This is a genomic window from Oricola indica, from assembly GCF_019966595.1.
GTDB classification, from domain to species: Bacteria; Pseudomonadota; Alphaproteobacteria; order Rhizobiales; family Rhizobiaceae; genus Oricola; species Oricola indica.
Genome location: NZ_JAINFJ010000007.1, coordinates 159,528 through 180,791 on the forward strand (window position 1 = coordinate 159,528; position 21,264 = coordinate 180,791).

Below are 21,264 nucleotides of genomic sequence, written 5' to 3' on the forward strand. Positions count from 1 at the left end.
TTTCCGGCGTTATTTACGCCGCTGCATCACGGCGAAGAAGAAGCCATCGGTTCCCGTGGAGCGCGGTGTCAGCGTGATGCACTTCATGTCCGCCGACCAGGGTTGCGGCTTGTCGAAGCCGAAAAGATCCTGCCAGACCTCGCCGGCCGACAGCAGGTCGTAATCGCCGTGCCGGTCGCCGAATGCATAGACCTGGTACTCGTTTTCCTGCGGGAACACGGAACAGGTGACGTAGACCAGGAAGCCACCGGGCTTCACATAGGCTGACGCCTTGTCGAGCACGTCGGCCTGCTCCTCGATCCGCTTTTCCAGCGCCGAAGGCTGCAGCCGCCATTTCGCGTCCGGATTGCGCCGCCAGGTTCCCGAACCGGTGCATGGGGCGTCGACGAGCACACGATCCATCTTGCCCGCGAGCGGGGACAGATCGGCATCGGCGGCATGGACCTGCACATTGCGCGTGCCGGCGCGCTTCAGCCGCTCGAAGATGGGTGCCAGCCTGTTCCTGTCGGCGTCCCAGGCGTGGACCTGGCCCTTGTTGTCGAGCGCAGCCGAAAGCGCGAGCGTCTTGCCGCCGCCGCCCGCGCAATAGTCGAGCACCTGCTCGCCAGGCTGGGGGAAAACGAGATCGGCGACGATCTGGCTACCCTCGTCCTGTATCTCGAACCACCCCTTCTGGAAGGCGGGCTCCGACTGGACATTGGGCATCCGGGCAGCGCCCCTGCCCGCCGCGATGCGCAGGCCCTGCCGGGCGATGGCGGTCGGCTTGGCGCCGAACTTCGCGAGTTGCTTCTGCACCTTGTCGCGATCCGCCTTCAGGGTGTTCACGCGCATGTCGAGCGGCGCGCGCTCCGACAGGGCGGATGCCTCGGCGATCCATTCGTCGTCGAAATTCTCCTCGAAATAGTCGGCGCACCAGTCGGGAATATCCGCCTCGACATGCGGCTTGGCGAAGGCGAAGTCCCGCTTGGCTGCGGCTTCGAGGCTCTGTTCCGGTATCTCGGGTGCGAATTTGTCGTCGGCGAAGGCCTCGCGCATCTGATCGAGCGACACGTTCCACTGTCGCCACAAGGTGCCGAAGGCGAGCGCCCTGCCCTCGTCGTCATTCATCAGGTGGGCGGTGGACAGCTTCTTGCGCAAAGCGTCATGGACCAGATTGCCGATCGCGGCGCGATCTCCAGATCCCGCGAAGCGATGCGAAAGGCCCCAATCCTTCAGCGCATCCGCCGCCGGACGTTTGCGGCCCGCAATGTCCTGCAGCACTTCGATGGCCGCGCCGACTCGTCCGCCAAGACGCATGGTTTTCGCTCCGTTGGAAATTGGAGCGTGGTTACAGAGCGGCCGGACGCTTGGCAAGCATGCGGGGCGATTTGCCCTTGGGATCGGGCTTATTCAGCCGGTTACAGCCGGGACGGCCATCTGGACGCCGAGATAGTAGGGCCAGATCAGAAGCGCGAGAGCGCCCTTGCCCCAGCCGAGATGCAGGTAGCCGAGCGTGAAGAGCCAGCCGCCAAGCCAGACAAGCCCCGCTCCGCCATGCTGCTCGATCCTGATGCGCTGCTTTTCCATGATGGTCTCCCGTCGGTGAGGAAGGTGTCAGGCTGCGCGAACGCATCTGAAAACGCATTGTCGGCGGTCAAGGAAACCGGCGAGATCAGCTAGTGCGCGTGAGCCGGCGTCCACCCGGTTCTCGCCATCCCTGCCGCCAGGCCGAGCGCCGCGAAGGTGGTCACGGCGAATCCGGCGCCAAGATTGTCCATGAGGAGCCCGAAAACCGGGGCTCCCGCGGTCTGGCCGACCGCGATAGTGAGGAAGCCGACCATGAGGCCGGTGGCGGGGCGGTCGGGAACTGCCGCGACACCCCAGACCAGATAGACACCGGTCAGCATCACGTAGGACGCGCCGAAAAGGGCGCCGCCGGCAAGCGCCGCAGCGGGCGTGGCGAAGGCCGAGCCTACCGCGAGGATGCCGGCGGACATGGCGCAGAGAAACGCCCAGTGGACGCGACCGATGCCGAACCGTCCGACCAGTGCCCCCGCACAGGCGCCGGCGATCCCGCCGACGCCGATGGCTGTCCACAGCATGCCGACGCCGGCGGCGCCCCAGCCCAGTTGCGCCATTGCCAGCTTGCCGCCGAAAGACCATAGCGCGGTGCTCGCAGCGCCCATGAGGAACGTGGCACCGACCAGCCGCAGAAGAGCGCCCGAAACCGGCGGCAAACCGTGCGTGACCGCCGTGGCGCTTCCGGCTTTCGGCATGACGAAGGCCGCCGCCACCGCGAGAACGACCGCAACAGCGGCGAATCCGGCGAAGGCGAGGCGCCATTGGCCGCCGATCGCCAGGGCGATGGGGCCGGAAAGCGCGACGCCCGCGCCGGTGCCGGCGTTGATGACCGTATTGGTAGCGTCCTGCCGATCCCGCCGCACGGCGGCCGCGACCGCGGTGGCCATGGGCGGCGAGGCAAGGCCGGTGCTCGACCCGGCCAGCAGCACGGCAGCGGCAAGGACCTGTGGGTTCGGAGCCACTGCGATGCCGGCCATCCCGACGGCCGCGACGAGCGCGGCGCCGACGGCCACGGCGCGCGGCCCGACCCGTTCGGTCATCGAGGCGGAGGCAACGATGGCGATGCAGTAGCCGAAGAACGACCCGCCCGAAATGACGCCGGCCTGCGTCGATCCGAGCGACAAATCGGCATCGACTTCCGCAAGGAAGAGGCCGAAGGCGAAGCGCGCGAAACCATAGCAGACGGCGATCATGCCGAAGCCGAGCACGCCAAGGCGAAGCGCCGGGCTCACGGGCGCGCCCTCCCGACCAGGACGGCGGCGGCCGCGCGCGCGGCGCTCACTGCTTCCTGACCGCGATAGATCGCCGCCGCCGTCGCTCCCTCGTAGAGAACCAGAATCTGCTCGGCGAGCGCCGGCGCATCCTCGCCGATGTCGGCCGCGACGATTTCCGCGATCCGCTCGCGAAACGCCTCCTTGTGCGCGACGACGACGGCTTCGACCTCGGGCGTCTCGCCGCCAGTCTCGCCATGGGCGCGCAGGAACAGGCATCCCCGGGCGCCCTCAACACGAACCCACTCTTCCAGTTCCGCAAAGAGCGCGTCAACGCTCGAGACATCGAGGCGGCGCATGAAGCGCTTTTCGCGTTCGGCAAGAACCGTGGCCATGAGGGCCGTCTTGCTTCCGGCGTGCTTGTAGAGCGTGCGGCTCGACATGCCCGCAGCTTGCGTCAGCCGGTCCATGCCGGTGGCGGTGAAACCGTGCCTGTCGAACAGCCTTTCGGCGGCGGCGATGAGCTTTTTTCTCGTATCCATGGAGGCCATTGTAAAACGATCGTTTTACACTTCAAGCCCGCGGGACCGAATTCATCGGGCCAGCATGAAAAAAGCCGACGCGGAGACCGCGCCGGCTTTTCTCGTTTGTGCTTTCGCCGTGGTCAGGCGACGTCGAAACGGTCTGCGTTCATGACCTTGGTCCAGGCGGCGACGAAGTCCTTGACGAACTTCTGCTCGCCATCGTCCTGGGCGTAGACCTCGGCATAGGCGCGCAGCACCGAGTTGGAGCCGAAGACCAGGTCCATGCGGGTCGCGGTCCACTTGGCCGTGCCGCTCTTGCGGTCGCGGATTTCGTAGATGCCGCCATCCACAGGCGCCCAGCTGTTGGCCATGTCGGTCAGGTTGACGAAGAAATCCGTCGTCAGCGCGCCTTCGCGATCGGTGAAGACACCGTGCTTGGTGCCGGCATAGTTGGCGCCCATGGCGCGCATGCCGCCGACCAGAACGGTCATCTCGTTGGCCGTCAGACCCATGAGCTGGGTGCGGTCGAGCATCAGTTCCTCAGGGCTGACCGCATAGTCTTTCTTCAGCCAGTTGCGGTAGCCGTCGGCGAGCGGTTCCAGCACGTCGAAGGAGTCGGCATCCGTCATCTCGTCGGTCGCGTCGCCGCGGCCCGGCTTGAAGGGAACCGTGACGTCATAACCGGCGGCCTTGGCGGCCTTCTCGACGCCGACACTGCCGGCAAGGACGATCACGTCGGCCACGCTGGCACCGTATTCCGCCGCGATCGGCTCAAGAACGCCGAGAACCTTGGCGAGACGGGCCGGCTCGTTGCCTTCCCAATCCTTCTGCGGCGCGAGACGGATGCGCGCACCATTGGCGCCGCCCCGCATGTCGGAGCCGCGGAACGTGCGGGCGCTGTCCCATGCGGTCGAAACCAGTTCCGCCACGGACAGTCCGGAAGCGGCGATCTTCGACTTGATGGCGCCGACATCGTAGTTGGTCGGGCCGGCCGGGATCGGGTCCTGCCAGATCAGGTCTTCCGCAGGCACATCCGGACCGACATAGCGCGCCTTCGGGCCCATGTCGCGGTGGGTCAGCTTGAACCATGCACGGGCGAAAGCGTCCTTGAAGTACTCCGGATCGGCCATGAATTTCTGGCAGATCGCGTTGTAGGCCGGGTCCATTTTCATGGCCATGTCGGCGTCGGTCATGATCGGGTTGTGACGTTTGGAGGGATCGGTCGCGTCGAGCGGCTTGTCCTCTTCCTTGATGTTCACGGGTTCCCACTGGTTGGCGCCGGCGGGGCTCTTCTTCAGTTCCCACTCGTAGCCGAACAGCAGGTCGAAATAGCCCATGTCGAACTGCGTCGGGTTCGTCGTCCATGCGCCTTCGATGCCGGACGTCACCGCATTGGCCGCCTTGCCGCCCATGTTCGGGTTCGCCCAGCCGAGACCCTGCATTTCGGGGCCCGCGGATTCCGGGTCGGGACCGAGCGCTGACGCGTCACCGTTACCATGCGTCTTGCCGACGGTATGGCCGCCTGCGGTCAGTGCGACGGTTTCCTCGTCATTCATCGCCATGCGGGCGAAGGTCTCACGCACCTGAGCGGCCGTCTTGAGCGGATCCGGCGTGCCGTTCACGCCTTCCGGGTTGACGTAGATGAGGCCCATCTGAACAGCAGCCAGCGGGTTTTCCATCGTCGACGGATCGTCGACGTCCTCGTAACGGCCGTCGCTGGGAGCCAGCCATTCCTTCTCGGCGCCCCAGTAGACGTCTTTTTCGGGATGCCAGATGTCCTCGCGGCCGAAGCCGAAGCCGAACGTCTTAAAGCCCATGGATTCATAGGCGATATTGCCCGCCAGGACGATCAGGTCGGCCCAGGAGACCGCGTTGCCGTATTTTTTCTTGATCGGCCACAGCAGACGGCGGGCCTTGTCGAGGCTGACATTGTCCGGCCAGGAATTGAGCGGAGCAAAACGCTGATTGCCGGTGCCGGCGCCGCCACGGCCGTCGGCCAGGCGATACGAACCGGCAGCGTGCCACGCCATGCGGATCATCAGGCCACCATAGTGACCCCAATCAGCCGGCCACCAGTCCTGGCTGTCGGTCATCAGGGCGTGGAGATCTTTCTTGAGCGCCTCGATATCGAGGGTCTTGAGCTCTTCGCGATAGTCGAAGTCCAGCCCCATCGGGTTGGTCTTGGAGTCGTGCTGGTGGAGAATGTCGAGATTGAGCGAATTCGGCCACCAATCCATCACCGAACTGCCGGTATGCGTGTTGCCGCCATGCATTACGGGGCAACCGCCCGCCTTATCAACTTTCGCGTCCATTACTGTCTCCCGTTGTGACCGCATTTATCTGGGTTTGTTCCGTACATGATGATCATGTCTTCCGGGTGTCGTTACCCGACGTGCAATTTGCCGCGCATTCGCACGGCACGCCTCCCTTCACTGGAACAGTTCCAAATTACAGATGCGCCAGCCCGGCCATAATTTCAAATTGTAATTTCCAATCTCGATGATAAGAAAAACCTATGAAGCTCACGCTCAAGCAAATGCACTATTTCGACGCCCTGGCGCGCAGCCTACACTTCGGAAAAGCGGCGGCGTCGGTCAATATTTCGCAGCCCGCGCTGTCGGCCCAGATCATGGATATGGAGGCACGGCTGGAGCGCAAGCTGGTTGAACGCCGCCATGGCAAGGTGGTGCTCACGGAGGCCGGCCAGCGGCTCCTGCCGCATATCCGCCGCATCCTCGGCGACGTCCAGTCGCTGGAGGAAATGGTCTCGCAGGATCGCGGCCTGCTGGTGGGAAATCTTCGCGTCGGCATGATCCCGACCATCGCGCCGTACTTGTTGCCGAAGCTGATCCCGCATCTTCAGGCGCGCTTTCCGAAACTGGACCTGAAGGTGCGCGAGGCGATTACCGACACGCTGACCCGCGAACTCGTCGAAGGACAGCTCGACGCGATCGTCGCCGCCGAACCGATCGCCGAAGCCGGGCTTCATACCGAACACCTCTTTCGTGACCGGTTCTTCATCGCCAGCGCCGCGAACGGCGCCGACGTCCTGCATTCGCCCTTGGCGGAGGACCAGGTCGCGCTCGACCGGTTGCTCCTGCTCGACGAAGGCCACTGCCTGCGCGACCAGGCGCTGGCGGTCTGCGCCAAGGACAAGGAGCGCCGGCTCGTCAATTTCGGCGCCACCTCGATGACGACCCTGCTGCAACTGGTTTCAAACGGCCTCGGCCTGACCCTGCTGCCGGAAATCGCAATTCCGGTCGAAACCGCGCATCTGCACAGCCTGACAATCACGCCGTTCGCCGATCCCGTGCCGCATCGCGACATCGCCTTGTTCTGGCGCAAATCCTCCCGGCGGCTTCCCGATTTCGGCGCGCTGGCCGGCGCGATCACGACGGTGGCGGGCGAAATCCTGCCCGAGGCGGAAGCGGCCTAGAGCACTTCAGGTTGCAGTAGAATCAAGAAGCGCTGCCTCTCGACTTCGTCTCGAACGCGCATCTTGATGCAGATGTTTCGATCTAAACCTGAATTGCACCACCGCCCGCGAGCATGATGCGGATGGCGAACCATCCCCACATCGCGATGACGATCACGAAGCCCAGGATGAACAGCCGACGGCGCATCAGAACGATGTTCGACGTCATGTGGACCCATGCATGGGCGATACGCGCGGCAACGAACAACCAGGCAAGGACCAAAGCGACGAGGTCCGCTCCGCCGGTCTGCTGGAAAGCGAGGCACACGACATAGAACAGAACCGGCAGCTCGAACTGGCTCGACACATTGCGCGCGGCGCTGGCGCTCGATTCCGGATCGCTGGGGATGCGGAAATCACGGGCCCGCGCCTCGCCCGATTTGACGGCGGCGATGCGGCGCGCGCTCATGATGGCATAGGCGGCGATGGTCAGGGCGATCTGTACGATCATCGGCCAGAAAATAGCGGTGGATTGCATGTGGAAAGCACCTCCCCTCCGCAGCAAAGCCGCCGGTGCGCGATCTTGCAAGCCCGCCACCGCTCCGTGCACCGGCTTTGCGTTCGCGGCAATTCTTAACGGGCCGTAAACCATATTGATGCAACCTGAGATAGTCAGCCTCGAGTGGTGATTCTCGTCTCCGGAGATCAACGTGACCGCCATCGGTACATTCCATCTTCAGCCCGCCCTTGCCGTGATGAAGGGCATTGCAACGCCGCAGAACGCAATGCGGGGGCAAGGCGAAGACACGCCCATGGCAGCCGCGGCACTCGGGCAAACCCAATCCGCGGAAACCACCGAGGCGAGTGAGGATATCTACTTCGGCACGCAGATGACCGTGACCAAGCTGATGTTCCTCATGATGGAAAAGATCACCGGCTATCTGAACGGCAAGCTGGAGGTCGGGCGCGACGGCGACCTGAAATCCGTCGAAGCCGGAAACCAGTGGCGCAAGCAGGCATTGCTCAAAGAGATTCCCGTCGATTCGGAAAAGGACTTCACGATCCCGAAGCCGGGCGAGAACGGCGTCACGTTCCGCGAGGTGGCGGGCACGATCAAGAAGCAATTCAGTATGGGTTTTCTCGCCGGTGACCGCGATCTGCTTCAGATGCTGGAGAAGTTCGTCGGCTTCCGGCTCTACGGCACAAACGCCGCCGACATCATCGAATCGTTCACCGATCCCGACGGTCCGGCCGCGCGACGGGTCCGCGCGGTTCTGGAGAACGGTCTGGCGGGCCAGGAAGGCAGCAAGGTTTCCCAGCGTCTCGAACGCGCAGCCGAAGGGCCGCGATCCGTGTCGGACGTCCTGACGGAAAAGCGGTCCGCCGCGGATGTCGTCGATGAGGAAACGATCGAGGAAGACCGGGAAGCGCTGGAAACCGCGCGGATGCAGGAGCGTCTGCAATCGGTCGAAGAAATGCAGGACAAGCTCGCCGAGGCATTGGAGACAGACCGCAGTTCCGCCTCGCAACCCGACCGCGACACGGCCATGCGCGCTTATGAACGGCCGATGGAGATCATCCAGCAGCTCGCGGCGATGCCGGCCGGCGAGGAAACGGACGACGCGGAGGCCCCTCCCGCGCCAGAGGTTTACGGCACTGTCGAGACGACCGAACAGCGCCTCGAAGGGCTTGAAGAAGAGCAGCAGGAAATCGAGGACTCGGGCAAATCCTATGCCGCGCTGGCCGAAGCCTACGATATGGGTCCCGAGCGGGAGCGCGAGGAAGACGAGGACGTCAGGACGCGTTTCCTGATCTAGAGGCTGGACGCCGTCAGAAGTCGATCAGGCCCGCGCCGAACGAAGCTTCAGAAAGACCCTTGCCCAGATCGCGATGACGATCAGGATCGCCGCGCCGAGTGTCGCGAACTTCCACGACGTGAAGGCGGGCAGCATTCTTGCAAGACCGAGCGGAACGTCGCCGGACAGCGACGGCGCGGAAAAGAGCGCCTGCGCCAGGCCGTTCTCACGCAGATCGATAACCAGATAAGGCACCGCGATCGCTCCGGATGCGATGCGCGCGAGCGGCGTCGAGATCTTCGAGCCGAGCTTCGCCAATGCCGCGAAACCCGAAGCGGCAAGCATGGTGATCGAAAGCGCCAGTAGCGCCGGAAAAGCGAAATCGAATGTGCGATAGGTGCGATTGGCGATCGCGGCTGCCTCCGGGTTTGCCTTCACGCGGGCATGCAGATCCGCGACATCGGCCGGCGTGTAGCCGAAGACCCGGCCATCGAGCATCGGCGCACCGGCCGCGCGCTCGAAGGCAGGCCCGGTCACGAACGCCATCCAGAGAAAGACCGCCGCCGTCGCCACGAAGAGCGCAGTCACGGCAGGATTTCGAAGTGGATTGCCCGCGCCGGGATTGTCTTCAGTCATAGGGCCGCTCACATATTTCCGGGATAGTTGGGGCTTTCGCGTGTGATCGTCACGTCATGGGCGTGGCTCTCGCGCTGGCCGGCGCCGGTGATCCGCACGAAGGTCGCCTTTTCGTGGAACTCCGGCAAGGTCTTCGCCCCGGTGTAACCCATGGCGGCGCGCAGGCCGCCTGCGAGCTGGTGCAGGACGCCCGAGACGGGCCCCTTGTAGGGCACCTGCCCCTCAATGCCTTCGGGTACGAGTTTCAGCTCGTCGCGCACTTCGGCCTGGAAATAGCGGTCGGCGGATCCGCGCGCCATGGCGCCGACGGACCCCATGCCACGATAGGCCTTGTAGGAGCGGCCCTGGTGCAAATAGACCTCGCCCGGGCTCTCTTCCGTGCCGGCGAGCAGCGAGCCGACCATGGCGGCCTTGGCTCCGGCGGCGAGCGCCTTGGCGAGATCGCCCGAAAACTTGATGCCGCCATCGGCGATAACCGGGATACCCTGCTTGTCGGCTTCCTCGGCGGAGGCCATGACGGCGGCCAGCTGCGGCACGCCGACACCGGCGACGATGCGGGTGGTGCAGATCGAGCCGGGGCCGATGCCGACCTTGACGGCGTCCGCGCCGGCATCGATCAGCGCCTTGGTGCCGTCCACGGTGGCGACGTTGCCGGCGATGATGCGCACCGAGTTGGACATTTTCTTCACGACGCCGACCGAATCGAGCACGCGCTGGGAGTGACCGTGGGCGGTGTCGATGACGATGACGTCGACACCGGCATCGATAAGCCTTTCGGCGCGCTCCTGCGCATCCGCGCCGACCGAGACGGCGGCACCGGCGCGAAGGCGGCCCTGTACGTCCTTGGCGGCGTCGGGATTGAGCTGCGACTTTTCCATGTCCTTGACCGTGATCAGGCCGACGCAATAGCCGCGCTCGTCGATGACGAGCAGCTTTTCAATGCGGTGCTGGTGCAGCAGCCGCTTGGCCTCGTCCTGCTCGACAGTCTCGCGCACCGTGACCAGCCCCTCGCGGGTCATCAGTTCATAGACCTTCTGGGCCGGATCGGAGGCGAAACGCACGTCGCGGTTGGTGAGGATGCCGACGAGGCGGCCGGGCGTCTGGCTGCCGAGACCGGCGTTCTCGACCACGGGAATGCCGGAAATCCGGTGCGCCTTCATCAGTTCGAGCGCATCGGCCAGGGTCGCGTCAGGGCCGATGGTGACCGGATTGACCACCATGCCGCTCTCGAACTTCTTGACCTGGCGAACTTCCTCGGCCTGCGCGGCCGGGTTGAGATTGCGGTGGATGATGCCCATGCCGCCGGCCTGCGCCATGGCGATGGCGAGGCGCGACTCGGTCACCGTGTCCATGGCCGAGGAGAGGATCGGCAGCGACAGGTGAATGTCGCGCGCGATCGTCGTGCCGATAATTGTCTCGCCCGGCATGACTTCCGAGTGGCCGGGCTGCAAGAGCACGTCGTCAAAGGTAAGCGCCTCGGCGCCGGTGATCGTCTGTAGGATGGTCGCCATCGCTGTTCGTTCCATTATCCGGATATGCCGAGCGGGAGGACTCGACGCTGCGTTGGCAGTGGCTGGTACCACGCTTGTTTGCATTGCGAAAGCCTCCCCGGACCGATTGACACCGCATTATATCACGATATAACTGGTTTTATGGTTATATTAGACGAACCGCACATCGAAGAGGCCGCGCAGGGCTTTGCGGCAATGGGATCGGAAGCGCGCCTTCAGGTCCTGCAAACCCTGGTGAAGGCCGGGCACGGTGGCCTGACCGTCGGAGACATCCAGTCGCGAACCGGCATGGCTGCGTCGACGCTCGCCCATCACCTGCGTTTTCTCGCCTCCGCCGGCCTGATCGAGCAGGAGAAGAACGGCCGCTCCGTGATCTCGCGCGCCGCATATGGCCGGCTCGAGGCGCTGGCAGGATTCATCCTCAAGGAATGCTGCATCGATGCAGACACGGGAGAGTGTTCGTGAGCGACGTATTGCAATCGCCGGCGCGTGACCGGTTCGCCTGGAAAGACCGGCTACTGACGCCATGGACGATTACACTCGCGGTTCCCCTGATCGTGGCCGTGGTCGATCCGGGCCGGTTCGCAGACGTGGTCTCGATTGCAGCCGGCGCATTTGCCGGCACCCTGCCCTACATCATCGTCGCCGTTGTGCTGATCGCCGCGCTGAAGGCGACCGGCGCGGAAACGCTCGTGGCCAAGGCCTTTCAGGGCCGCGAGAACCGGATGATCGTGCTCGCCGCCCTGTTTGGCGGGCTTGCGCCGTTCTGTTCCTGCCAAGTCATTCCGTTTATCGCCGGCCTGCTTGCCGTCGGCGCGCCGCTTCCGGCGGTGATGGCGTTCTGGCTGTCCTCGCCGCTGATCGATCCGCCGACCCTGCTGATCACCGCCGGCGCGCTCGGATGGGATTTCGCCATCGGCAAGGCGTTGGCAGCGGTCGGGCTCGGCCTGCTCGGCGGTTTCGCCATGCAGGCGGCCATTTCCGCCGGCTGGTTTTCCGACCCCTTGCGGCCACGCTCCGGTGGCGGCTGCGGATGCAGCAAATCACCATTCGGCGGATCGCCGGTCTGGAAATTCTGGCACGAGGAAAGCCGAAACGCCGTTTTCCGCAGCGAAATCGCAACGAACACGCTGTTTCTCGTCAAGTGGCTGGCGCTGGCTTATGTGCTGGAGGCACTGCTGATCCTCTACGTGCCGGCCTCGCTGATTGCCGGGCTGGTTGGTGGCGATGGATTGCTGCCGATCGGGATCGCGGCGCTGGTCGGCATGCCGGCCTATCTGAACTCCTATGTCGCGCCGCCGCTGCTGGCCGGCCTGACCGAACAGGGGATGAGCGCAGGCGCGGCGATGGCCTTCATGGTGGCCGGCGCGGTCAGTTCCGTCCCCGCCATGGCCGCCGTCTGGTCTCTGGTGAAGCGCGAGGTGTTTGCGGCCTATCTCGGTCTCGGCATTGCCGGCGCGATCGTGTCGGGCCTGCTGTTCCAGCTGATCGCGAGAGGCTGAGATGGGCGCCGCCGACATCGCGACCGTCACCGTCACGGTTCATCCCGAGAGGCCGGGTTCCGGTCGATTGCTGGCGCCGGTCGGCATCCCGACGCCCTACCAGACGCCGCTTTCCTTTTCCGCCAATGGCGCCCCCTGTTCGCTCGCCGGCGAGACGGCGACAGGCCAGATGGTGGCGCTGATCGAACCGGACGGCTACGGCCCGATCACGCTGTCCTATCGCTTCGCGGAGATCGCGGGGCGTTACCCGGAAGCCCTGTTTCGCCCCCGCGAGACGCGGTTCACCCGAGCCGCCGCCGGCCTCGTCCGCGATGCGCGGCGGATCGCCGAGGACGCGCGCGACGGGCATGCGGCGATCGCGGCCATCGTCAACGACACGGCCGAGAAATTCACCTACGGCCATCCGGCAACGCGGTTCAACGACGGGCTGGAAGCGATCCCGCATCTCGGCTGCGGCCTGACGGAAGGTTCCTGCATCGACATCAACACCTACCTGATCGCGGCACTGCGCTCGGCCGGGTTCGAGGCGGGTTATGTGACCGGCTATTTCTTTCCGGCGGAGAAGAATGGCTGCTGCGACGACATGCATTGCTGGGTCGTCACCCGCCACGACGGCGCACTGCTGGAGTGGGACATCGCCCACCACCTGAAGATGGGCACGCGCAGCATCTGCTGCGGGCTCAACCCGAAGCCGGGCAGCCGGGTTGCCGTGGCGCATTCGATGGGGCTCGACATCCCCGAGGCCGGCCTGAAGGCGATCAAGCTGATCGGCGAGCCGGTGTGGCTGGATGGCGATGGAGGATTGAAGGCGGCGCGTCTCGATTTCCGGCTGTCGACGAAAAAGCCCGGCGCAACGGCCGGGCTCTCGCAGGACAATGTGGTTCCGATCAGAGATCGAGTTGATAGGTCTCCGGGATGAAGCGGTAGCCTTCCCCGACCTTCTCGACATACCCCACAGACGGGAACGGCATGTGATAGCCGATGAAAGGCATGCGATCGGTGGCGATCATGTCGAAGACCTTCTTGCGGGTTGCCGCGGCAGCCGCCTTGTCGGCGTCGAAGCGGACTTCCCAATCCGGGCGCTGCAGCGACAGGACGAAGTGGTTCGCGGTGTCGGCCGTTATGACCATCGACTTGCCGCCCGAGGACACGGTGAAAGCGAGATGGCCCGGCGTGTGGCCGAAGGCAGCCATCGCGGTGATGCCGCTGGCCACGTCATCGCCGTCGCCGATGAAGGTGGTTTTCTCGGCGAAGGGCTGGACCTTGGAGGCGACCAGCTTGGCGACGCCTTCGGCCGGAGTGCCGGCGCGGTCCGCACTGGTCCAGAAGTCATACTCCGCCTGGCCGGCGACATAGGCCGCGTTCGGGAAGGCCGGCGCGCCGCCCTCGGTCATGCCGCCGATATGGTCCGGATGCATGTGGGTGAGGACGACATGGGTGACCTCGTCGGGCGCGTAACCGGAGGCTTGCAGGTTGGCGAGCGTCTGACCGACCCCGCCGTCACGGCCACCCTCGCCGTTGCCGGTGTCGAACAGGATCAATTCGCTGCCGGTGTTGATCAGCGTCGGCGCGAAGGTGAACTGCATCTGGCCAACAGGCAGATAGTTCTCGGTCAGCAGCGCCTCGACGTCCTCCTTCGTCGTGTTGGTGCCGAAGATCGACTGCGGGTCCGGCACCGCCCTGTGACCGTCGGACAGCGCCGTAATCTCGAAATCGCCGAGCGTGAAGCGCTTGAAGGCTGCCGGCATGGTGGCCGCCATGGGCACCTCGGCCTGGGCGGCACGGGTCATCAGCATCGGAGTGGCAAGCGCCGCGGCGCCCGACAGCTTGAACATGGATCGTCTGGTAAGGTTCATTCGTCTCTCCCCTGGAATGGATAGAGGCAAAATGGCGCGGAAGAGGGTTTCGGCAACGCCGATCACGGCGCTGTGATCGACTGCTTCGCCGCCACGTGCCGGCGACTTACCGGGGGCAATGCTTGCCAATAGCGCCTCAAGCGCCTTATCACGATGCAGCCCGATCGACCGAAGCCCCACCGTGAATCGCACCGTCCCTCTCGTCCTCGCCATCGCCCTCTTCATGGAGCACATGGATTCGACGGTCATCTCGACCGCGCTTCCGGCAATCGCGCAGGATATCGGAACGACGCCGATCGCCCTGAAGCTGGCGCTTACGGCATATCTGGTGGCGCTGGCGATCTTCATTCCGATATCCGGCTGGATGGCGGACCGTTTCGGTGCGCGGCGCGTATTCGCCAGCGCCATCGTCGTTTTCATGATCGGATCGATCGCCTGCGCCGTCTCGGGCTCGTTGACGCAGTTCGTCTTCGCGCGGTTCCTGCAAGGCATGGGCGGCGCGATGATGACGCCTGTCGGCCGCCTCGTGCTGGTGCGATCGACGGCGAAATCCGATCTCGTCAACGCCATGGCGTGGCTGACCATCCCGGCCCTGATCGGCCCGCTGGCCGGACCACCGGTCGGCGGTTTCCTGACCACCTTCATGTCCTGGCACTGGATCTTCCTGATCAACATTCCCATCGGGATCGCAGGCGTCATCTTTGCCCTCACCCTGCTGCCGGAAAGCGAGGCACCGCCGGTGCGACGCGTCGACTGGACAGGTTTCATCCTGGCGGGAGCGGCCGCATCGGGCATCGTGTTCGGCCTGTCGGTGATCAGCCTGCCGGCCCTGCCGCCGGTCTGGGGCGTGATGGCGACAATCGCCGGCGCGGCTTGCTTCGCCGGCTATGTGGTGCACGCGCGGCGTACGCCCGATCCGCTGCTCGATCCGAAGCTTTTTGCGAACCAGACCTTCCGAGCCGCGATCATCGGCTCGAACCTGTTTCGCATCGGCGCGGGCGCGGTGCCCTTCCTGCTGCCGCTGATGCTGCAAATCGGGTTCGGCCTGACACCGTTCCAGTCCGGCATGGTGACCTTCGTCTCCGCCGGCGGCGCGATCGTGATGAAGTTCACCGTCAAACGGATCCTGCGGGCCGGCGGCTTTCGCATGGTCCTGATCGGCGCGGCCGGCGGCGCGGCGATCTCGATCGCGGTGAACGGCCTCTACACGCCGGCGACGCCACTGGCACTGATCATGGTGTTGCTGTTCGCCTCCGGGCTGGTGCGTTCGCTCTTCTTCACCTCGGCCAATGCGCTGACCTTCGCCGAAGTGTCGGACGCGGAGGCTCCACAGGCAACGGCCGTGACCTCGGCGATGCAGCAGGTATCGATTGCCGTCGGGGTGGCGCTGGCCGGCGGCGTGCTCGATCTGGTCACCGTGCTGAGCGACGGCGCGCTGGAGCTTCCGGCGTTTCACATGGCGTTCTTCACGGTCTCCGCCATTTCGGCGCTCGCGATCATTCCCTTCCTGTCCTTGCCGCCAAGTGCCGGGAACGCCGTTTCCGGCCATTCGATCCGAAGCGCGGGCGCTCGGGCGGCGGCGCCGGTGCGATAACGCCCGGGACAGACGCTCTCAGACCGTCTTGGATGACTCGACAAGCCGGACAAGCTCGGCCTGCCGGTGCGATCCCGTTTTCTGCATTGCCGATTTGAGCTGATTGCGGATCGTGTGAATGCTCACCGAGCGCATCTCGGCGAGTTCGGCCGGAGACAGGCCTTCGGCTATGCCGACCGCGACGTCGGTCTCGGTGACCGTCAGCCCGTGAGCCGTCATGAAGGCGTCGCGATCCAGCCTCCGCCCGGCAACCGGACTGACCGTCACCAGAAGAGCGGGACGCCAATAACCGAGCATAAGGGCGAAGGGCGATACCGGATGGTCCTCCGGCGTGAAACGAACGATGCGGCAGGCGTATCGGGAGCCATCGGCGCCCGTGCTCACAAACGTCGCGGAAATCGGCTCGATGCCCGCCCGAAGCTGCTTGAGGCATTTCTCGAGTATATCGGCGGCATCAGGATCGCGGAACGACAACCGCCCGGCATGATCGTCGAGCATGACCGCCCGATCCTCCGTCAGACGGTCAGTGCTCGCATTGGCATAAAGCAGGAAGCCGGTATCGGCGAGGACCATGACGGCCGCCCCGGGCATGATGGTTCGGTCGTGCAGCAGATCCAGTTCCAGCGACTGGCCGGACATGAGGCGGCTGATCTCGAAAGCCTGCTGGAGATGCGGGACCAGAAGACCCACCGTGCGCAACCAGGGCGCCTCCAGCTTTTCCTCGTCCTTGAGGCGGATGTTGCCCCCGAAGGCCAACATGCGCGTCACATCCTTGAAGATCAGTGCCCCGCCGCCGGCAGCCACATTCTCCTGCGGGCGCACCCAGTCATTGTAGAACTCTGTCGAGTAGAGCGTCTCTTTCGAACACATCCATTGCGATGGCGTGGCGACCCCGACTTCGGCATTCGCAAAGCCCGGCGCCCAGCTGTTCACCTCGCCATAATACTCGTTATAGCTGTCGACATATTCCGGCGCATATCCGGCCGCCGTCAGACCGAGCGAAATGCCGGCAGGCATGTCGAAACCGAAGAGATGCGTACAAACGCCTCCGGAGACATGGGTCAGCTCGGTGAGGAAGTCCTGCCAGCGCGCCTGATCCAGAGCCGACGCGTAGATGAGCCTCGTCAGACGGGCATAGGATTCCACATCAAGATCGGGACCGGCCAATACGCTTCTCCCCCACTTTCCCCGGAAGTGGAAACAGGCTTGGCTATCAAGCGCCTGACCGCAAAGTTACGCGGACGGAAATGGCAAGACAAGCACAAGTTGCAAAATCTTGCCCCCCACATGCGACAGGCACACACGATGCCGGGTCAATCTTCCTCGAAAGCCGGCGCGTCGCTTTTGCGCCCCTTGAACTCCTTGGCGAGGATATAAAGCTCGACCGACTCGGCGCGCGAGGACGGCGGCTTGACGTGAATGACGGACTTGAAGTTGCGCTTCAGGAGATCGAGCAGGTCCTTCTCCGTGCCGCCCTGGAAGGTCTTGGCGAGGAAATGCCCGCCCGGCTTGAGGACGCGAATGGCGAAATCGGCGGCGACCTCGATGAGATGCATGGTGCGCAGATGGTCGGTCTGGCGGTGACCGATGGTCGGCGCCGCCATGTCGGAGACCACCAGATCCGGCATGCTGCCGAGCGCCTCCATCAGCTTTCCGGGGGCTTCGTCGTCGAGGAAATCCATCTGCAGGATTTCGACGCCCGGCATCGGATCCATCTCCAAATAGTCGATCGCCACGATCCGCTTGTCCTCGTCGCTCGAGCCAACGCGATGCGCGGCGACCTGGCACCAGCCGCCCGGCGCCGCGCCGAGGTCGATCACGCGGTCGCCCCTGGCGAGGATCTTGTGCTTGTCGTCGATCTCGATCAGCTTGTAGGCGGCGCGCGAGCGCATGCCTTCCGCCTTGGCGCGCTGGACGTAGGGATCGTTGATTTGCCGCTCGATCCAGCGCCGCGACGAGTTCTTCAGACCCCTGCCCTTCTTGACACGCTGGTTGATCGAGCGCCCTGTCCGGCCGGATGGCGAGCCGCCGCGCGGTGGTTTGCGTCCGCTCATCGCCGGCTCCAGTGCGGTCGGTTGCGCCACGGATTGGCACCGCGCCGCCAGACGCCCTCGGCGGCCATCATCTCGGTCAGGATGCCCTCGCGCAAACCGCGGTCGGCGACGCGCAGCCGGTTGGAGGGCCAGACACCACGGATCGCCTCGAGGATCGCGCAGCCGGCCAATACGAGATCGGCCCGGTCGGCACCGATGCACGGATTGGCGACGCGCTCGTCGAAAGACCAGGACAGGAGGCGTGCATTCATCGCGTCGACTTCCTCGGAGGTCATCCAGAGCCCGTCGACCCGGCGGCGATCGTAGCGCGGCAGGTCGAGATGGATGCCGGCAAGCGTCGTCACCGTGCCCGACGTGCCGAGCAGGTGAAAGCCGTCATTGCCGACACGGTCGGCCAGCCTGTGGCGATCGTCGAAGCGGTGCAGCAGTTCCGTCGCGTAGTCGATCATGTCGGCGAAGGTCTTCTCGCTGACATTGCGCCCGTCGAATTTTTCGGAAAGCGTCACGACGCCGACCTGCAGCGATGTCCAGGCAACGATGTGGTCGGCAAGCCGGCGCGACCGCCGGTCCTTGACGTCGACCAGCGCGATTTCCGAGGAGCCGCCGCCAATGTCGAACAATACGACGGAATCGGTGTCGCGGCCGACCAGCGACGAACAGCCGGACACGGCAAGCCTGGCTTCGGTCTCGCGATCGACGATTTCCAGCTTCAGGCCGGTTTCCTCGAACACTCTTGCCAGGAATTCCTCGCCATTCTCGGCGGCGCGGCACGCTTCAGTGGCAATCAGGCGCATGCGCCGTATCGATCGCGACTCCAGCTTGTCGCGGCACACTTTCAACGCCTCGACGGCGCGGTCCATGGCCGCGTCCGACAGCCTGCCGGTGCGCGACAGCCCCTCGCCGAGCCGCACGATGCGCGAGAACGCATCGACGACCCGAAACTGGCCGGGCCGTGTCGGTGTGGCGACCAGAAGGCGGCAATTGTTCGTTCCGAGATCGAGCGCGGCAAAATATTCCGATGTACGTGGCGCCCTCTGCTGACCGTCGGCCACCACTGCGGGATGCTGTTGTGTCACGATCGGCGGCGCCGGCTGGATCGCCGGCGGATTGCCCGAATCGACCGAAATCTGGGTGTGCGGCTTCCTGCGCCGGCGGCGGCGCTTGCCCTTCGGCGCCGCGGGCTGCGGTGCTTCCCCGTCGGTCGGACCCGTGTCCGGCTGCGGCGTCGCAATCAGGCCGGCTTCGCCGTTCTTGCGCGCACCCCTGCGCCGACGGCGGCGCTTGCGGCCCTTCTTTTCCTTGTGATGATCAAGCCTTCCGTCCTGCGCGGCAGCGGGCGCTTCGGGCTCCCCCGCGTCACCAACCGGCCGTGCAGTCTTACCGGACATCGCTTCGGCGGGCGCTGGCGCACCCCTTGCGACATCGGCCGGCCGCGGTTCCTTCGAACCGAAACCGGATTCGGAAGGTCCCGATCCGGATGCATACGCATCCGCCCCGGTGCCCTTCACGTCCTATCCCTTCCTGCGCCGCGCTGCCCGAGAAGGCGCTGCAGGCGCATGTCATATGTTGTTGGCAAAATGGTATCAGGACATGGCGAATTCACCAAGTGCAATTGTCGCAGATTGATGTTTGCATTTTCGTCGCCAAGGCTCTATATCGCCGGTCTCGTCAAGGCGATGGGGAATAGGTTAACGGTAGACCCACGGACTCTGACTCCGTTAGTCCTGGTTCGAATCCAGGTTCCCCAGCCAACGAAATCAAGCACTTGGCGAAGTGCCCTCCAAAAAATCCTGTTTTATCCTCGCCTTAGACTCAAATTTTGGAGGATGCGGATGAATATCCCACTGGACGAATGGTCCGGTTCGAAGGCGACTAAGGAGCTAGAACGGACCATTGAACGCATTGAAAAAGCCAACGCCAAGACGACCAAGTTGACGGTTGTGTTGACGGCTATAGCCGCTCTCGCGGCAGTGATAGCGGCGGTGCCGGTCGTCATGAGTTGGCTCGGTTAGCTTCCTTTCCAAACCCCATATTTGTTTCGATCAGTACCCACACACCTCGGCGAGTTTCCCAAGTAGCGCCGCGAAGTGGATTGTTGAGTATCACACGCCATCTGGAGCGCGGGTAACATTTGGCTCTGACGAGCCCTACCCGAGTGGTCCATGTTGATAGTTATCGCCCGGCTTGCCAGTGCCGGCTCGCGTCGATTTGGTGGCGGCGCGCAGTTTGCGTTTGGTGGCTGCCTTGTCGGCCGCATGCGCGGTGACCTCGCGCTCGAACTGGGCGAAGGACATACGGACATTCAGCGTCAGCCGCCCAATACTGGTTGACGTATTGAAGGACTGCGTCACCGACACGAACGAGGCTTCCGCCGCATCCAGCCGCTCGACCAGCTTGGCGAAGTCGGCAAGCGATCGTGTCAGTCGGTCGATCTTGTAGACGACGATCTGGTCGACCAGGCCTTCATCGACATCGCGCAGCAGTCGCTGTAGACCCGCCCGTTCAAGCGTACCGCCGGAGATGCCGCCATCGTCATAGTGATCCGGCAGTAGCGCCCAACCTTCATGTTTCTGGCTGGCAATGTAAGAGAGATAGGCTTCGCGCTGGGCATGCAGCGAGTTGAACTCCTGATCCAGCCCCTCCTCCGAGGACTTCCTCGTATAGATGGCGCAGCGGATATTCTTCATGACGCATCCAGTCCGAAGAAGCGCAGCCCCGACCAGTGGGCGCCGGTGATCTTGCGGGCGATTGCGCTCAGCGAGCGGTAGCTCTTGCCGTCCATCTGGAAGCCATCGTCCAGCACCTCGACCTGGTATGAGCGGCCGTTCCATTCGCAGACGAGGTGTGTGCCCGGCCGCAGCGTCAGGGACGAGGCCGGCAGAGCCGAGTTCACGATGCCGCCCCATCGCCTGCCTGCCCACCCTCCACGCTCGGCGAAGCGACGATCACATAGACGGTCTCGCCGGTCTTCGGCGCTTTCGACGTGGCAACGTCGACGCCCTGCTTGCGCAGGCCCGACAGTGCCGCACGCACCGTGTGCGCCTGCCAGCCGAGACGTTCGACGATCACCGAAATGCGCACGCCGTTCGGCTTCGACAGCAAAGCGGCCAGCTGGTCCTTCTTGCTCTTCGCAGCCCGCTTGCCGGTGCCGGCTGACTTCGGTTTGGGGGCTGCACGCGGTTTACGCTTGGTGGCAGACTTCTTGATCGCGTGGATTTCGGCCTCTACAGCCGTGGCGCTATCGCCGTCATTTTCGATGTTTTGGGTGTTCATGCTGTTCTCCACTCAGTTCTAGAAGCCGGATTATCCGACTTCCCACTGAGTGAAGCCCGCGGTGCGGGCAAGGTTAGCCGATAAGCGCAGCTTGACCTGCCAACACTACCGCTTCCTTTGCCGACGAAGTCGAGCGGGTAAACGCTCAAAAGGAGACTTTCTGTGCGGATCGAATATGTCGGCGAATTGCGAGCGGGTGCGCGACGAGGCGGTACGTGTTCCGTTCAACGGACCGCTTATTTGCGTCAGACACTTTAGCTACTCTTCGACTGACCGTGTCACTACGCAATGGCAATCTGCAACGAGCTTGATGGCGAATTTACCCGAAGGCT

The 21,264-nt window shown here is 64.2% G+C and carries 21 protein-coding genes, 1 tRNA gene and 1 pseudogene; 8 read left to right on the plus strand and 15 right to left on the minus strand.

Going from position 1 to position 21,264, the window contains the following annotated elements; genetic code table 11:
* Positions 1-9: 9 nt before the first annotated feature.
* From LC343_RS17700 to katG, 5 genes are all read right to left on the minus strand, one after another.
* A complete protein-coding gene (locus LC343_RS17700; RefSeq protein ID WP_223478492.1) occupies positions 10-1,296 on the minus strand; it encodes an RsmB/NOP family class I SAM-dependent RNA methyltransferase in 1,287 nt (428 codons plus the stop codon).
* A gap of 93 nt (positions 1,297-1,389) precedes the next feature.
* Positions 1,390-1,566 (minus strand): hypothetical protein, encoded by a 177-nt coding sequence (locus tag LC343_RS17705; protein WP_223478493.1) that lies wholly within the window; start codon positions 1,564-1,566, stop codon positions 1,390-1,392.
* 89 nt (positions 1,567-1,655) lie between these two features.
* Positions 1,656-2,792 carry an MFS transporter gene (locus LC343_RS17710; protein ID WP_223478494.1) on the minus strand — a complete coding sequence of 379 codons (1,137 nt, stop codon included), beginning with the start codon at positions 2,790-2,792 and terminating at the stop codon, positions 1,656-1,658.
* Positions 2,789-3,313: a TetR/AcrR family transcriptional regulator gene (locus LC343_RS17715; protein WP_223478495.1), complete on the minus strand. Its 525-nt coding sequence runs from the start codon at positions 3,311-3,313 to the stop codon at positions 2,789-2,791. The genes LC343_RS17710 and LC343_RS17715 overlap by 4 nt, the downstream gene beginning before the upstream one ends.
* A gap of 122 nt (positions 3,314-3,435) precedes the next feature.
* On the minus strand, positions 3,436-5,607 hold the full coding sequence (katG, locus tag LC343_RS17720; RefSeq protein ID WP_223478496.1) for a catalase/peroxidase HPI: 2,172 nt from the start codon (positions 5,605-5,607) through the stop codon (positions 3,436-3,438).
* A 203-nt stretch (positions 5,608-5,810) separates the two neighbouring features.
* Between katG and LC343_RS17725 the strand changes: the two genes are divergently transcribed.
* Positions 5,811-6,731 carry a hydrogen peroxide-inducible genes activator gene (locus LC343_RS17725; protein ID WP_223478497.1) on the plus strand — a complete coding sequence of 307 codons (921 nt, stop codon included), beginning with the start codon at positions 5,811-5,813 and terminating at the stop codon, positions 6,729-6,731.
* Positions 6,732-6,813: 82 nt separating this feature from the next.
* Here LC343_RS17725 and LC343_RS17730 read toward each other — a convergent pair whose 3' ends face one another.
* Positions 6,814-7,431, minus strand: coding sequence for an MAPEG family protein (locus tag LC343_RS17730; RefSeq protein WP_223478498.1), 618 nt, complete (start codon positions 7,429-7,431; stop codon positions 6,814-6,816).
* Between LC343_RS17730 and LC343_RS17735 the strand changes: the two genes are divergently transcribed.
* The gene (locus tag LC343_RS17735; RefSeq protein WP_223478499.1) at positions 7,421-8,527 is read left to right on the plus strand and encodes a hypothetical protein; all 1,107 of its coding nucleotides are present in this window, start codon (positions 7,421-7,423) and stop codon (positions 8,525-8,527) included. The genes LC343_RS17730 and LC343_RS17735 overlap by 11 nt on opposite strands.
* A gap of 24 nt (positions 8,528-8,551) precedes the next feature.
* On the opposite strand, the gene LC343_RS17740 is transcribed toward LC343_RS17735, so the two are convergent.
* Positions 8,552-9,142, minus strand: coding sequence for a hypothetical protein (locus LC343_RS17740; RefSeq protein ID WP_223478500.1), 591 nt, complete (start codon positions 9,140-9,142; stop codon positions 8,552-8,554).
* Positions 9,143-9,150: 8 nt separating this feature from the next.
* Positions 9,151-10,653 carry an IMP dehydrogenase gene (gene guaB / locus LC343_RS17745; RefSeq protein ID WP_223478501.1) on the minus strand — a complete coding sequence of 501 codons (1,503 nt, stop codon included), beginning with the start codon at positions 10,651-10,653 and terminating at the stop codon, positions 9,151-9,153.
* A gap of 141 nt (positions 10,654-10,794) precedes the next feature.
* On the opposite strand from guaB, the gene LC343_RS17750 reads away from it, so the two are divergent.
* The 3 genes from LC343_RS17750 to LC343_RS17760 are packed head-to-tail and all read left to right on the plus strand — an operon-like array spanning position 10,795 to position 13,074.
* Positions 10,795-11,118 carry an ArsR/SmtB family transcription factor gene (locus LC343_RS17750; protein ID WP_223478502.1) on the plus strand — a complete coding sequence of 108 codons (324 nt, stop codon included), beginning with the start codon at positions 10,795-10,797 and terminating at the stop codon, positions 11,116-11,118.
* A complete protein-coding gene (locus LC343_RS17755) occupies positions 11,115-12,155 on the plus strand; it encodes a permease (RefSeq protein ID WP_223478503.1) in 1,041 nt (346 codons plus the stop codon). Before LC343_RS17750 ends, LC343_RS17755 begins: the two co-directional genes overlap by 4 nt.
* Position 12,156: 1 nt before the next feature.
* Positions 12,157-13,074, plus strand: a complete 918-nt coding sequence (locus LC343_RS17760) for a transglutaminase-like domain-containing protein (RefSeq protein WP_223478504.1) — start codon at positions 12,157-12,159, stop codon at positions 13,072-13,074.
* Here LC343_RS17760 and LC343_RS17765 read toward each other — a convergent pair.
* Entirely contained in the window at positions 13,043-14,011 is a 969-nt protein-coding gene (locus LC343_RS17765; RefSeq protein ID WP_223478505.1) for an MBL fold metallo-hydrolase, read from the minus strand. The two genes, LC343_RS17760 and LC343_RS17765, sit on opposite strands and share 32 nt — an antisense overlap.
* A 181-nt stretch (positions 14,012-14,192) precedes the next feature.
* On the opposite strand from LC343_RS17765, the gene LC343_RS17770 reads away from it, so the two are divergent.
* Positions 14,193-15,605: an MFS transporter gene (locus LC343_RS17770; RefSeq protein WP_223478506.1), complete on the plus strand. Its 1,413-nt coding sequence runs from the start codon at positions 14,193-14,195 to the stop codon at positions 15,603-15,605.
* An 18-nt stretch (positions 15,606-15,623) separates the two neighbouring features.
* Here LC343_RS17770 and LC343_RS17775 read toward each other — a convergent pair whose 3' ends face one another.
* The 3 genes from LC343_RS17775 to LC343_RS17785 form a co-directional block, all read right to left on the minus strand.
* Positions 15,624-16,772, minus strand: a complete 1,149-nt coding sequence (locus tag LC343_RS17775) for a helix-turn-helix transcriptional regulator (protein WP_223478507.1) — start codon at positions 16,770-16,772, stop codon at positions 15,624-15,626.
* Positions 16,773-16,918: 146 nt separating this feature from the next.
* The gene (locus LC343_RS17780; RefSeq protein ID WP_223478508.1) at positions 16,919-17,659 is read right to left on the minus strand and encodes an RlmE family RNA methyltransferase; all 741 of its coding nucleotides are present in this window, start codon (positions 17,657-17,659) and stop codon (positions 16,919-16,921) included.
* Positions 17,656-19,047 carry a Ppx/GppA phosphatase family protein gene (locus LC343_RS17785; protein WP_223478509.1) on the minus strand — a complete coding sequence of 464 codons (1,392 nt, stop codon included), beginning with the start codon at positions 19,045-19,047 and terminating at the stop codon, positions 17,656-17,658. The genes LC343_RS17780 and LC343_RS17785 overlap by 4 nt, the downstream gene beginning before the upstream one ends.
* Positions 19,048-19,336: 289 nt before the next feature.
* Between LC343_RS17785 and LC343_RS17790 the strand changes: the two genes are divergently transcribed.
* Positions 19,337-19,410, plus strand: a tRNA-Gln gene (locus LC343_RS17790).
* Between the two features lie 81 nt (positions 19,411-19,491).
* Positions 19,492-19,671, plus strand: coding sequence for a hypothetical protein (locus LC343_RS17795; RefSeq protein WP_223478510.1), 180 nt, complete (start codon positions 19,492-19,494; stop codon positions 19,669-19,671).
* Positions 19,672-19,884: 213 nt separating this feature from the next.
* Here LC343_RS17795 and LC343_RS17800 read toward each other — a convergent pair.
* From LC343_RS17800 to LC343_RS17810, 3 genes and pseudogenes are all read right to left on the minus strand, one after another.
* Positions 19,885-20,346, minus strand: a pseudogene (locus LC343_RS17800) (recombinase family protein); the annotation flags it as partial.
* On the minus strand, positions 20,343-20,552 hold the full coding sequence (locus LC343_RS17805; RefSeq protein ID WP_338018598.1) for a DUF2924 domain-containing protein: 210 nt from the start codon (positions 20,550-20,552) through the stop codon (positions 20,343-20,345). The gene LC343_RS17805 and the pseudogene LC343_RS17800, both read right to left, overlap by 4 nt.
* Positions 20,549-20,932 (minus strand): DUF3489 domain-containing protein, encoded by a 384-nt coding sequence (locus LC343_RS17810; RefSeq protein WP_223478511.1) that lies wholly within the window; start codon positions 20,930-20,932, stop codon positions 20,549-20,551. Before LC343_RS17810 ends, LC343_RS17805 begins: the two co-directional genes overlap by 4 nt.
* Positions 20,933-21,264: the final 332 nt, after the last annotated feature.